The organism is Umezawaea tangerina, from assembly GCF_003002815.1.
Taxonomy (GTDB): domain Bacteria; phylum Actinomycetota; class Actinomycetes; order Mycobacteriales; family Pseudonocardiaceae; genus Umezawaea; species Umezawaea tangerina.
Genome location: NZ_PVTF01000010.1, coordinates 312,043 through 324,874, shown reverse-complemented (window position 1 = coordinate 324,874; position 12,832 = coordinate 312,043). Strand labels below are relative to the sequence as shown.

Genomic DNA, 12,832 nt, shown 5'->3' with positions numbered 1-12,832 from the left:
CTGGCCGGATCCGCCCGCGCGACCGGATTACGACACGGAGAAGCCACCCGAGCCGGGCTCGGGTGGCTTCCACGGGTACCGCGGGGGTCAGCCGGTGGGCTGGCCGACCTCGTACTCGCCGTCGGCGGTCTTCACCGTGATCTTGACCTTCTTGTCGTTGCCGCCGACCTTCGCGGTGCACTCGAAGGTGGCGCCCACCTTCACCGGGTGCTCACCGGTGCAGGTCGCGCTCTCGACGTCCGGGATCTTGTACTCGTCCTTGAGGATCGAGACGACGCCCTTCTGCACCTCGGTGTTGTCGAACACCTTGGAGACGAAGAAACCGGGCGTCACGAACCCGGTGACCAGGACGGCCGCCACCACCACGACCACCAGGCCCACGACGACCCACAGCGCGGCGCTGGACTTCTTCGGCTGCTGGCCGTAGGGGTCCTGCTGGCCGTACGGGTTCTGCTGCTGGCCGTACGGATTCGGCTGGCCGTAAGGGTTCTGCTGGCCGAACTGGCCCTGCTGCGGGGCACCGTAGGGGTTCTGCTGGTTCGGGTCCTGGCCGAACTGCCCGCCGCCCGGAGGCGTCGCGTACGGGTTCTGCTGGTTCGGGTCCTGCCCGAACTGGCCGCCGCCCGGAGGCGTCGCGTACGGGTTCTGCGGGTTCTGCGGGTACTGCTGGGTGGGCGGCGGGCCCGCGGGCTGCTGCCCCCACTGCGGCTGCTGTTGCTGCTGGTTCGGATCGGGCTGCCCGTATGGGTTCTGAGCGGGGAACCCGCCCGACGGAGTGCCGGAGTAACCACCACCCGCCGGGTACTGCGGGGGCTGCTGGCCCCACTGCGGCTGCTGCGGGTCGTTCCCTCCGGGCGGTCCGTACGGACTGGACATGCTCGGCCTCCGGAGATCGGTCTTCGCGCACACTCGTGACGCGATTACAGGTTGCGGGCGCGATCAAACCACAGGATGACGGCCTGTACCCATCCGCCCCGCCAACCTTGCCCAGACCGTGGCCGTGGCGGGGGCCACTCGGCCGTGCGGGTTCTGGCGGTCGGAGGACAGGGGGTAGCGGCGGGTGGCCGGACCGGGACGGGGCGTTGCCCGCCGCACGGCCCGCGCCCCGTCCGGACGCGGGCCCCACCGCGGCGTCACACCGTCGCCATCGCCACGACCCCGCGCCGCAGCGCCTCCACGGCCTTGGCCGCCGAGGCCCCCACCGGGTCGGAGTTGCCCATGACGTTGCGGATCTGGTCCAGCAGGTCGACCACCTGCCTGCACCACCGGACGAAGTCGCCCGCGCCCAGCTCGGTCCCGCCGGTGTCACCGGAGTCCAGCACCTTCTCCAGCGACTCGCCCCGCGCCCACCGGTACACCGGCCACGCGAAACCGGGGTCGGGCTGGCGGGTGCGGTCGAGCCGGTGCCGCCGCTCGTCGTCCTCGATCTCCACCCACAGCCGGGCGGTGGCCGCCATGGCGTCCGAGATCGGCCCGGCGGGCAGCCGGGTCTCGATCGGCCCGTCGCGACGGGCCTCGTACACCAGCGACGACACCACGGCCGCCAGCTCGGCGGGACCGAGGTCGCGCCAGAGCTCGTGGCGCAGGCACTCCGCCGTGAGCAGGTCCGACTCTCCGTAGATGCGGGTGATCCGCTTCCCGTGCTCGGTGACCTCCTCGCCCGGCCCGTTCTCGTGCGCCTCCAGGTACCCGCGCTCGCGCAGCAGCGCCCGGATGCGGTCGAACTCCCGCGCCAGCGAGTGCGTGGTCGCGGCGACCTTGCGCTCCAGCTGCTCGGTCTCCGCGAGCAGCCGGTGGTAGCGCTCCGCCCACCGGGCGTGGTCCTCGCGCTTGTCGCACGCGTTGCACGGGTGCGCGCGCAGGGCGCGGCGCAGCGTCGCCAGCTCCGCGTCCTCGTCGGCGGTCGACTTCTTCCGCCGCACGGTGGGGATCACGATCCCGGTGTTGCGCACCGTCGAGGCCAGGTCGCGGCGCGACTTGGGCGAGCGCACGTCGACCTGCTTGGGCAGCTTGACGTGCCCCAGCACCTCGACGGGCACCGGGAAGTCCGCGGACGACAGCCGGCCCGCCCACCGGTCCTCGGTCACGACCAGCGGCCGCGCCTCCCCCATCGGCTCCACGCCGGGGTCGATCACCACGGCCAGCCCGGACCGCCGCCCGGACGGCACCGCGATCACGTCGCCCTTGCGCAGCCGCTCCAGCGACGCCGCGGCCTCGGCCCGCTTCGAGGAGCTGTTCTGCTTCGACAGCGCCTTCTCCCGGTCGGTGACCCGGCGGCGCAGCGCCGCGTACTCGGTGAAGTCGCCCAGGTGGCAGCTCATCGCCTCCGCGTACCCGTCCAGCGCCTCGCGGTTGCGCTCGATCCGCCGCGCCAGCCCGACCACCGACCGGTCGGCCTGGAACTGCGCGAACGACTGCTCCAGCAGGTCGCGGGCCTTCGAAGCGCCGAGGGCGTGCACGAGGTTGACGGCCATGTTGTAGCCGGGCCGGAACGACGAGCGCAGCGGGAACGTGCGGGTGGAGGCCAGGCCCGCCACCTGCTTGGGGTCCACGCCGGGCTGCCACACCACGACGGCGTGGCCCTCCACGTCGATGCCCCGCCGCCCCGCGCGCCCGGTGAGCTGCGTGTACTCGCCTGGGTTGAGGTCGACGTGCGCCTCGCCGTTGTACTTGACCAGCTTCTCCAGCACGACGGTGCGCGCGGGCATGTTGATGCCCAGCGCCAGGGTCTCGGTCGCGAACACGACCTTGACCAGGCCGCGGACGAACAGCTCCTCGACGGTCTCCTTGAACGCCGGCAGCAGGCCCGCGTGGTGGCTCGCGATGCCGCGCTCCAGCGCGTCGCGCCACTCCCAGTACCCCAGCACCCTCAGGTCGGGCTCGGGCAGGTCCTTCGTCTTCTCGTCGATGACGGCGCGGACGACCTCCGCCTCCTCCATCGTGTTGAGCCGCAGGCCGGAGCGGACGCACTGGGCGACCGCCGCGTCGCAGCCCGCGCGGCTGAACACGAAGTCGATCGCGGGCAGCAGGTCCTGCGCCTCCAGGCGCTCGATGATCTCCAGCCGCGACGGCGGCTTGAACCCGGAGTTGCGCGGCGCGGCCCGGCCGCCCCGGTCCTTGTTGTTGCGCGACCGGCTCCACGGCACGTGGAAGCGCGCCAGGTCCTCGGTGTGCCGCAGCAGCTGCGGGTTGATCCGCGCCTCGCCCTCGGCGGTCTGGCCGATGAACAGGTCGAACATCCGCCCGCCCGCCATCATGTGCTGCCACAGCGGCACCGGCCGGTGCTCGTCGACCACGACCTTCGTGTCGCCGCGCACCTCCACCAGCCACTCGCCGAACTCCTCGGCGTTGCTGACCGTCGCGGACAGGCCGATGAGCTGCACCTCGTCCGGCAGGTGCAGGATCACCTCCTCCCAGACGGCGCCGCGGAAGCGGTCCGCGAGGTAGTGGATCTCGTCCATCACGACGTACGCGAGGCCCTCGAGGGTGTGCGAGTGCGCGTAGAGCATGTTGCGCAGCACCTCGGTGGTCATGACCACCACGGGCGCGTTGCCGTTCACCGACGTGTCGCCGGTCAGCAGGCCGACGGAGCTCGCGCCGTAGCGGGCGACCAGGTCCGCGTACTTCTGGTTCGACAGCGCCTTGATCGGCGTCGTGTAGAAGCACTTCAGCCCCTGCGCCAGGGCGAGGTGGACGGCGAACTCGCCGACCACCGTCTTGCCCGCGCCGGTCGGCGCGCAGACCAGCGCGCCGTGCCCCTCCTCCAGCGCCTCGCAGGCGGTGCGCTGGAACGGGTCGAGGTCGAACGAGAGCACCGACAGGAAGTCGGTCAACCGCGGATGGGACGCCCGGCGGCGGGAGTCCGCGTACGAGGACGCCGGGGACCGGGAAGAGGGGGCGTTCGAGCGGGGAGGCACCCCTCAAGGCTGTCACACGGCACCGACAAAAGCCGTGAAGATATCCGGTCGCGGTGTGGTGACGGCCGGTGTCGCGACGGCGGTGTGGTGACGGCGGTGTGGTGACGGCAGAGTCGGCGGACCTGGGTGGTGCGGACCTGGGTGGTGCGGACCTCCGACGGCTCCCGGCCGCGTCGTGCCGGGCGACGCCCTCCCCCGGCACGACGACCAGCCGCGACGCGACCACGCCCGGCACCGGCGCCCCCAGGACGCACACCGAGGCCGCTGCCCCTGGCTGCGCCCGGACTCGGCCGACGACGACCGCACCGGTCCCGGTGCGGTGCCTCGCGCCCCGTACCGGCGGATCCACGCGGGTCCTGGGCTCCCGGCGCTGGCCGACCACGCAGGTTCCCGGCGAAGCGACGAACCACGCCAGTCGCGGCCAAGGCACGCATCTCGCCGGGTGGACACCAGCCCCCGGCGGCGGGCAACAGCGTCAGCCGTACCTCGTGCCGGGGGATCCACGCGGGTGCCCGGGCTCCCGGCCCTGGCCGACCACGCACCTCCCGGCGAAGCGGCGACCTGCATACGCACCCCACCGGGCGGGCACCAGACCCCCGGCTAGCCCGCGGCAGGGTCAGCCGTGGCTCGTGCCGGGGGACGCCAGGCGGGCGTCGAGGTCGTCGGCCTCGGGGACGCCGAGCTCGGTGTACAGCGAGCGGGCCAGGTCCCAGTGTTCGCGGGCGCGTTCCTCGTCGCCCGTCGCGTGGCAGGCGTCGCCGAGGCCGGTGTGGGTCCGGGCCAGCCCGAACCGGTCGCCGCTCTGAGTGGCGAGCCCGAGTGCCGTCGTGTGCCGGGCGTGCGCGCGGTCGGGGTCGCCCTCGGCGAGGGAGGTCTCGCCGAGGCCGTTCAGCGCGTCGGCCTCGCCGTCGGGGAGGCCGAGCTCCCGGAACCGGTCGAGCGCCGCCCGGTGGTGCTCGGCGGCGTCCCGCGTCCGCCCGAGCAGGCGGTACGCGGAGCCGAGGTTGGTCAGCGCGTGGGCCTCACCGACCCGGTAGCCGAGCTCGCGGAACCGGTCGAGCGCCGCCCGGTGGCAGTCCACGGCCTCCTGGTGGCGCCCCAGCCGCTGGTGCACCAGCCCCAGGTGGTCGAACGCGTCGGACTCGCCGAAGTGGTCGCCCAGCTCCCGGCTCAGCGCGATCGCGCCTTGCAGGTGGTCGACGGCCTCCCCGTACCGGCCGAGGCGGCGGTGGCAGTTGCCGAGGCTGATCAGCAGGTAGGACTCGCCCGAGCGGTCGCCGCCCTCGCGGGCCAGCTCCAGCGCGCGGGCGGTGTGCTCGACGGACTCCTCGTACCGGCCAAGCGACTCGGCGACGGCCCCCAGGATGTCGAGCGTCCTGGCCTCACCCCGCCGGTCGCCGAGGTCGCGGGCGAGCACCATCGCGCGGTGGGCGAGGTCCATGGCCCGCGGCAGGTCGCCCAGCTGCCAGTGCACGATGCCGAGGTTGGTGGCGGCGAGCGCCTCGGCGGCGAGGTCGCCCGACCGCCGGGCGGCCGCGAGGGCGTGCCCGTGCAGGACGAGCCCGTCGCGGTAGTGCCCGCCCTGGTCCAGGAACCGGAACAGCACCGCGGCCAGGTGGGCGATGTGCTCGGGCGGGGCGTGGACCGCGGTGGCGACGAGGTTGGCGCGTTCGGTGTCGAGCCACGTCCGCGCGGCGTCGACGTCGGGGATCGGGACCGGCGGCAGGTCGGACGCGGGGATCTCCGGCCTGCGGTGCCGCTCGGCGGGCAGCAGCACGTCCATCGCCCGCGACGCCGTGCACAGGTGGTGCTCGAACAGCCGCGCCAGCGCGGCCCGCCGCTCGGCCGGGCGCTCCTCGTCGGCGGCCCTGGTGGCCGAGTAGGCGCGGACCAGGTCGTGGAAGGTGTACCGGCCGGGCCTGCCCTGCCGCAGGAGGTGGTCCTCGCGCAGCCGCAGCAGGTCCTCGGCCGCGGTGTCGAGGTCGGTGCCCGCGAGCGCCGCCGCGGCGTGGACGTCGAAGTCCGCGCCGGGGTGCAGCGCCAGCAGCCGCACCACGTGCCGCCGCCGGTCGGGCAGGCGCTGGTAGGACAGGCCGAGGGCGAGCTCGACGCCGCTGTCGAGGCGGCGCAGGTCGTGCAGCTCGTCGAGGCGGTCGGCGTGGTCGCCGACGGTCCACCCCGGCTTGGCGCGCATGTGGGCCGCGATCAGGCCCAGCGCGAGCGGGAGGTACCCGCAGCGCAGCGCGACCCGGACGTGCGCGGAGGGGTCGTCGCCGGTCGGGATGTCGGGGACGGCGCGCCGGAGCAGGTCGACGGCCTCGTCGGAGGTGAACACGTCCACGGGGACGCGGACCGCGCCCGGCACGGCCAGGCCGCGGCGGCTGGTGACCAGCACCAGGCAGTCCGGCCCGTCGGGCAGCAGCGGCCCGACCTGGTCGGCGTCCGCGGCGTTGTCCAGCACCACGAGCGCGCGCAGCCCGGCCAGCCGCTCCCGGTAGAGGGCGGCGCGCCCGTCGAGGTCGTGGGGGATCCGCTGGCCCGGCACGCCGAGCAGCCGGAGGAACCCGTCGAGCACGGCGGCCGGGTCGGCGGGCGGCTGGGCCAGGTCGGGGTGGAAGCCGCGCAGGTCGACGAACAGCACCTGGTCCCACGGGCGGTCGCGGGCCAGGACGTGACCCGCGTGGATCGCGAGGCCGGTCTTGCCGACCCCGGCCATGCCCTCGACCACGGCGATCCCGGCCGTGCCGCCGTCGCCGTCCGCCAGTGCCGCGAAGCGGTCCAGCTCGGCGGCGCGGCCGGTGAACTCGGTCAGGTCGTCGGGCAGCGCGTCCTGGGCGCGGACCTGGGTCGCGGCCTCGGTCTCGGCGCTGACCACGCGCAACGCCTGCCGCCACTGCGCGACGTAGCCCTCGTCGGGGTGCAGGGCGCGCACCACCTCGACGACGAGGTCGGTGTTGAGCCGCCTGCGGCCCGGCCGGAAGCAGTCGACGACCGTGGTCTTGCGCGCCAGCTCCCCCGGCGGTCTGCCCGCGGCCGTCCACGCCGCGTTGACCCGGTCGCCGATGGTCTTGTACGAGGGGTCGCCGCCCCAGATCTTGAGCAGCCGCAGCCTGGTGATCAGGTCGTCCAGGGACCGCGCCTCCCCCGGATCCGGCAACGCGGCACCCCGGTCGAGTCGATCTCCGAACGCCGCCACGTCCCCCATTCAACCCCGGACCCGATCCCGCGACGGCGGCGCGTTCGGAATCGGTCGGGATCACCCGACCGGGTCCGGCCCTCCCGGATGATCGGGACCGGGCCTGCCGCTCGCCCATCGGTGGTGGCGCGGCCCGGAGTGGGGAGGAATCCCGGCCGATCACCCCGGCCGGGTCAGTGGTGGCGACCGCCCGTGAACGACCTGGGGGCGTTGGACGGGTGCCACCCGGAGCCGTCCCGACCTCGACCCCGACTGGGGTCGGGACGGCTTCTCCCACGTCAGCGGGGAGGGAAGAGGGGTTCGGGCTTCCCGTCCGCAGTCGGGGGGTGCTGCGGACGGGAAGCCCGTGGTGCGCGAGCACCTGACCCATTGTCGCGAACGGCTGCGCGAGCGTTACACCGGACGGCGTACTCGCGTCACCCGTCCTTCGGCATGAGCGCGTACACGCTGGCGGGTGAGCCGGAGCCGCCCCGGTTGACCGTGCCCCCCACCAGCACCCAAGCGCCGGTCGGGGGCAGCTCGTCGAGGTTCGCGAGCACCTCCAGGCTGATCCGGTGCTCCCGGTAGAGGAGCTTGGACACGGCGTAGGAGGAGTCGGCCGCCAGGTCCGGCCCGAACGTGTCGGTGCCGAGCGCGCCGCGCCTGCCGAGCCTGCCGGTGTCGAGCAGCCACCGCACCGCCGCGACGTCGAACCCCGGCTGGTGCGGGCACCCGTCGGCGTCGAGGTTGGCGAACGCGGGCGTGCCCCAGCGGTCCTCCCAGCCGGTCTGCAGCACCACGGCGGACTCGGGCGGGATCTCCCCGTGCACGGCCTCCCACGCGCGCAGGTCGTCGACCGTGACCGCGTAGTCGGGGTCGACCGCGCGGTCGCGGACGTCGACCTTCACCGCGGGCAGGAACAGGTCCGCGGTGTCGAGCTCGTCGGCGGCGGGCTGGTCGGCGTTGAAGTGTGCGGGGGCACCCCAGTGGGTACCGGTGTGTTCACCCTGCCGGAGCAACCGGAGGAGGTATCCGTTCTCGGCGACCGTGGCCACCGTGGTCACCGTGAAGGCCGGGTCACCTGGGTAGAGGGAGGTCCGGGCCGGGTCGTTGACGTGGGCGAGGTTCACCACGCGGTAGTCGCCGAGCACGCTGGGAGAGTAGGTGAATATTCACCTCGCGCGCGTCCCACACCGCGGAGTCACGCGACAGTGGATACTGTGAGTCACGTACAAAGGAGCCACACACGGCGGCAAGACCGCGTCAACACCCATTCGGGTGGTGGACGCTGGCGGCTCGAACGGGTGTGCGACGATCGTTGCAGGTCAAGCACGACGAAACGGGGATCTGTTGTCCAACCCGCGCCAAGTGGTCAACCAGTGGATGTCCTTCACGGACGGCGAGCTCACCGACCACGTCAGACACCTCGTCCGCAACCAGGGTCCGCAGACCACCCAGGTCTGGGCGCAGGTCCGCACCAACGCGGTGCTCGCCGGACGGGTCCGCGGCACGCTGTCCATCCTGCGCGCGCAGACCAGGGACAGCCGCGACGCCGCGATGTGGACCGCCTGGATCAGCAAGGCCCAGCAGGAGCTGTCGAACCCGGCTCCCGCGCCGACGCCCGCGCCGGAGAAGCAGGTCCCCGCTCCCGCACCGGTCGCCGAGCAGCCCGAGGCCGCCGACACCAGCGGCCCGCTCGAGTTCAGCCTCCCGGACGCACCGGCCCGGCAGCCGCGTCCCGCGAGCACCGCGCCCGCCGTGATGTTCCAGGCGCCCGGCCAGTAGCTCGCCCCCGTCACCGGCTCGCGCACACCGCCGTGCGCTCCGAGCCCGTGCCCGCGACGCGGGAGTCCCGGTAGCTTCGAGGTCATGGAGTTCCAGGATGTCGTGCGGCGCAGGCGGATGGTGCGGCGGTTCAAGCCCGACGCGGTCCCCGCGGAGAGCGTGGAGCGGATCCTCCACAACGCGACCCGCGGACCGTCGGCGGGGTTCTCGCAGGGACAGGCGTTCCTGGTGCTGGAAGGCGCGGAGCTGGAGGCCTTCTGGACCGTGGGGTCCGACGCCGTGCAGGAGCAGGTGCGCACCGCGCCGCTGGTGATCGTGCCGATGTCGTCGAAGCGGGTGTACCTCGACCGCTACGCCGAGCCGGACAAGGGGCGGACCGACCGCGACGAGTCCTGGTGGCCGGTGCCGTTCTGGCACGTCGACACCGGGATGGCGGCGCTGCTGATCCTGCAGACGGTGGTCGACGAGGGGTTGGGGGCGCTGTACTTCGGGATCGTGCGCGAGCAGGTGGGGCCGTTCCGGGAGCTGTTCGGGGTGCCGGAGGACCACGAGCCGATCGGGGCCATCGCGATCGGGTACTCCGACGAGGCCGTCCCGGCGTTCACCTCGGCGATCACCCGGCGGCGCAAGTCGTTGGACGACGTCGTGCACCGGGGGCGTTGGTAGGGCTCAGAACCTGACCACCTGGCGGATGGCCTCACCGCCGGCCAGGCGGTCGAAGCCGGTGTTGATGTCGTCCAGGGACACCGTGCCCGACAGCAGCTCCTGCACCGGCAGCTGGCCGGAGCGGTACAGGGAGATGAAGCGCGGGATGTCCCGACGGGGGACGCACGACCCGAGGTAGCTGCCCTTGAGGGTGCGCTCCTCGGCGACGAGGCTGAGCGCGGGCAGCACGAGTTGGCGGTCGGGGTGCGGGAGGCCGACGGTGACCGTGGTGCCGCCCGTCGCGGTGGCGGCGTAGGCCTGGGCCAGCACGACCTCGCTGCCGGTGGTGTCGATCACCTTGTCGGCACCGCCGCCGGTCAGGTCGCGCACCGCCTCCACGGCGTCCGGACCGCCCGCCACCTCGTGGGTCGCGCCCAGGCGCAGGGCGAGCTCCCGCTTGTGGGCCACAACGTCCACGGCGACGATCGTGGACGCGCCCGCCGCCTTCACGGCCATGAGCGCCGCCAGACCGACACCGCCGAGCCCGAACACGGCCACGCGGTCGCCGGGGACGACGGCCGCGCTGTAGAAGGCCGCGCCCGCCCCGGTGAGCACGGCGCAGCCGAACAGGGCGGCGATCTCGTGCGGGAGGTCGGCGTCGACGCGGGTGGCCGACGTCGTGGAGACCACGGCGTACTCCGCGAAGCCGGAGACGCCGAGGTGGTGGTGCGGGCGGGAGCCGTCGGCGGCGAGCCAGCGGCGTTGCCCGGTGAGCAGCGTGCCCGCGCGGTTGGCGGCGGCACCCGGTTCGCACAGAGCCTGCCTGCCCGAGACGCACTTGCGGCAGGAGCCGCAGGCGGGGACGAAGGACATCACGACGTGGTCGCCGACCGCGAACTCCGCCTCCGCGCCCTGCCCCAGCTCCACGACCTCCCCCGCCGCCTCGTGCCCCAGCACCATCGGGAGCGGACGCGGGCGGGAGCCGTTGACCACCGACAGGTCGGAGTGGCACAGCCCGGTCGCACCCACCTTGACCAGCATCTCACCGGGACCGGGCGGGTCCAGCGCGAGCTCCTGCACCCGGATCGGGCGGGAGTCGGCGTAGGGGCCGGGCAGGCCCAGTTCGGTCAGCACGGCGGCGCGGACGGTCATGAGGTCACCAAACCGATCATGGCGTCCCGCAGTCCAGTCGGTACTTCCACCGGTTTCCGCGTCGTCCGGTCCACGAACACGTGCACGAAGTGCCCTTCGGCCACCACCGTGTCGTCCGCCGCCAGGAACGCGACCTCGTACCGCACGCTGGACCGCCCCAGGTGCCCGATCCGCAGGCCCGCGTCCATCGCGTCCGGGAACGAGATCGACGACCGGTAGTTGCAGTGCGACTCCACGCACAACCCGATCACCGACCCGTCGTGGATGTCCAGGCCCGCTTGGACGAGCCACGTGTTGATCAGGGTGTCCATGAACGCGTAGTGCACGACGTTGTTGACGTGCCCGTACACGTCGTTGTCGTTCCACCGCGTGGGGATCCGCTGCCAGTACCGGTAGTCGTCGCGCACCCGACGCACCATAACCGACCGCACCGCCACGGGCGCGGACGTGTGGTCCGCGCCCGTGGCGGGTGCTACCCGAGGGTGAAGTGGTCGACGTCGAACAGGCCGCTGGAGGTCGCGCCGGTGAACACCAGCACCACCTGGCCGGTCGCGGTGCCGGTCAGCGAGGTCGACACGGTGGTGAAGGTGTCGTAGCTGCCGGTGTTGGGGACCGCGACGGAGCCCAGCAGCGGGCCGGTGGAGGTGCCCGAGCGGATCTCGATGCGGCCGCCCGCGCCGCCCGAGGAGACGCGGGCGCCGAACGTGCGGGCGCCCGCGGTGCCGACCTGGGAGTAGGCGGCCCAGTCGCCGTTCTCGATGTACCCCAACGTCTGGCCGCCGACGGCTCCGGAGTGCGCCGCGACCTGGACGCCGGACGAGGACGTGAACGCCTCGCCCTGCACCTGGGTCGGGGTGACCACGCCGAGCTCCTTAATCCGGACGTTGCGGAAGGAGACCGCGCCGTCGCCGAGGTTCTGCAGGCCGACGTACCCCTGCCGGAGGCTGCGCGCCGGGTCGGTGTTGGTGAAGTCGTTGACCTGCCTGCCGTTGAGCAGCACGCGCACCCGTTCGCCCTCGACCAGCAGCTCGAAGGTGTTCCACTGCCCCGCGGGGTTGAGGGCGACGTCGCGGGCGGTGGCGTCGGGGGCCTGGACGCCGTATACCGCGCCCGTCGTGGCGTCGGCCGCGGCGGAGGCGTCGATGGCGATCTCGTAGCCGCCCGCGCTCGGCTGGGCGGCACCGGAGGACGGGAAGCCCAGGTACACCCCGGAGTCGCCGTCACCGGTGAGCTTCCAGTCGAGCTTGAGCGAGTACGACCCGAACTCCTTGGCGGAGTACCAGAAGTTGCCCGGCCCGCCCTGGGAGGTCAACGTGGCGTCGGCGTTGCCGAACCCGCCGGGACCGGCCTGCGACCAGCCCGTGGTGGAGCCGGTGTACAGGCCGGTGTAACCGGTCTCCGGGCGGCAGTCGGACTTGGCCACCCCCGCGGCGTAGCGGATCCCGCCCAGCAGGTGCGCGCGGAACACCGGGTCCGCGTACGACTCGGTCGTGTGGCCCAGGCCGGTGTAGAACGACCGGCCGTTCGACTGCGCCTTGCACCAGGAGATCGGGTGGTCGGCGCCCATCGTGCCGCCGGTGTAGCTGGACTCGTCCAGCGTCGCCAGCACGTGCACGCCCGCCCTGGGGTTGGTGCGGTAGTTGTAGAGCTCGTCGGTCCTCGTCCACACCGGCCCGAGGTGCGCGGTGGCCGGGTGGGCGCGGTCCTCCACCTTGACGTCGACCTGCTGGATGTTGGGGTGGCTGGCGAAGTAGGCGCCGACGAGCTGGCCGTAGTAGGGCCAGTCGTACTCGGTGTCGGCCGCCGCGTGCACGCCGACGAACCCGCCGCCGCCGTTGACGTAGGACTCGAACGCGGTCTGCTGGGTGCTGTCGAGGACGTCACCGGTGGTGCTGAGGAACACCACCGCCGCGTACTTCGCCAGTCCGGTCGCGGTGAACGCGGCCGCGTCCTCGGTCGCCGTGACGGTGAAGCCGTTGGCGGAGCCGAGGTCGCGGATCGCCTGGACGCCCGCGGGGATGGAGTCGTGCCGGAAGCCCGCGGTCTTCGAGAAGACCAGGACCTGGTAGGGCGCTTGGGCTTGGGCGACCGGTGTCATGACCACACCGGCCGACAGTACTGCCGCCGCCGCGAGCGCGGGGAGTGGGCGCATCGTCTT

The 12,832-nt window shown here is 73.2% G+C and carries 9 protein-coding genes; 2 read left to right on the top strand and 7 right to left on the bottom strand.

The features are described 5' to 3' along the window. Positions 1-87: 87 nt before the first annotated feature. From CLV43_RS31930 to CLV43_RS31915, 4 genes are all read right to left on the bottom strand, one after another. The gene (locus CLV43_RS31930; RefSeq protein WP_106191807.1) at positions 88-876 is read right to left on the bottom strand and encodes a DUF4333 domain-containing protein; all 789 of its coding nucleotides are present in this window, start codon (positions 874-876) and stop codon (positions 88-90) included. 257 nt (positions 877-1,133) lie between these two features. Further along, positions 1,134-3,917, bottom strand: a complete 2,784-nt coding sequence (locus CLV43_RS31925; RefSeq protein ID WP_106191805.1) for a DEAD/DEAH box helicase — start codon at positions 3,915-3,917, stop codon at positions 1,134-1,136. Between the two features lie 616 nt (positions 3,918-4,533). Beyond that, the gene (locus CLV43_RS31920; RefSeq protein ID WP_245887134.1) at positions 4,534-7,113 is read right to left on the bottom strand and encodes an ATP-binding protein; all 2,580 of its coding nucleotides are present in this window, start codon (positions 7,111-7,113) and stop codon (positions 4,534-4,536) included. Positions 7,114-7,529: 416 nt separating this feature from the next. Beyond that, entirely contained in the window at positions 7,530-8,243 is a 714-nt protein-coding gene (locus CLV43_RS31915; RefSeq protein WP_245887133.1) for a cyclase family protein, read from the bottom strand. A gap of 232 nt (positions 8,244-8,475) precedes the next feature. Between CLV43_RS31915 and CLV43_RS31910 the strand changes: the two genes are divergently transcribed. Both CLV43_RS31910 and CLV43_RS31905 read left to right on the top strand, forming a co-directional pair. Continuing rightward, on the top strand, positions 8,476-8,877 hold the full coding sequence (locus CLV43_RS31910) for a hypothetical protein (protein WP_146174974.1): 402 nt from the start codon (positions 8,476-8,478) through the stop codon (positions 8,875-8,877). An 84-nt stretch (positions 8,878-8,961) separates the two neighbouring features. Further along, positions 8,962-9,543 (top strand): nitroreductase family protein, encoded by a 582-nt coding sequence (locus tag CLV43_RS31905; protein WP_106191799.1) that lies wholly within the window; start codon positions 8,962-8,964, stop codon positions 9,541-9,543. A 3-nt stretch (positions 9,544-9,546) separates the two neighbouring features. On the opposite strand, the gene CLV43_RS31900 is transcribed toward CLV43_RS31905, so the two are convergent. From CLV43_RS31900 to CLV43_RS31890, 3 genes are read right to left on the bottom strand one after another with little or no spacing between them, the layout of a single operon-like run. Continuing rightward, on the bottom strand, positions 9,547-10,674 hold the full coding sequence (locus CLV43_RS31900) for a zinc-dependent alcohol dehydrogenase family protein (RefSeq protein ID WP_106191797.1): 1,128 nt from the start codon (positions 10,672-10,674) through the stop codon (positions 9,547-9,549). Continuing rightward, complete coding sequence (locus CLV43_RS31895) at positions 10,671-11,093, bottom strand: acyl-CoA thioesterase (protein ID WP_106191796.1); 423 nt, start codon at positions 11,091-11,093, stop codon at positions 10,671-10,673. Before CLV43_RS31895 ends, CLV43_RS31900 begins: the two co-directional genes overlap by 4 nt. A gap of 53 nt (positions 11,094-11,146) precedes the next feature. Next, complete coding sequence (locus CLV43_RS31890; RefSeq protein WP_106191794.1) at positions 11,147-12,826, bottom strand: ThuA domain-containing protein; 1,680 nt, start codon at positions 12,824-12,826, stop codon at positions 11,147-11,149. Positions 12,827-12,832 lie beyond the last annotated feature (6 nt).

Excerpts from the sequence above, each read along its gene's own strand:
- CLV43_RS31930 (WP_106191807.1), bottom strand. The coding sequence starts at position 876 with ATGTCCAGTCCGTACGGACCGCCCGGAGGGAACGACCCGCAGCAGCCG.
- CLV43_RS31910 (WP_146174974.1), top strand. The coding sequence starts at position 8,476 with ATGTCCTTCACGGACGGCGAGCTCACCGACCACGTCAGACACCTCGTC.
- CLV43_RS31905 (WP_106191799.1), top strand. The coding sequence starts at position 8,962 with ATGGAGTTCCAGGATGTCGTGCGGCGCAGGCGGATGGTGCGGCGGTTC.
- CLV43_RS31900 (WP_106191797.1), bottom strand. The coding sequence starts at position 10,674 with ATGACCGTCCGCGCCGCCGTGCTGACCGAACTGGGCCTGCCCGGCCCC.
- CLV43_RS31895 (WP_106191796.1), bottom strand. The coding sequence starts at position 11,093 with ATGGTGCGTCGGGTGCGCGACGACTACCGGTACTGGCAGCGGATCCCC.
- CLV43_RS31890 (WP_106191794.1), bottom strand. The coding sequence starts at position 12,826 with ATGCGCCCACTCCCCGCGCTCGCGGCGGCGGCAGTACTGTCGGCCGGT.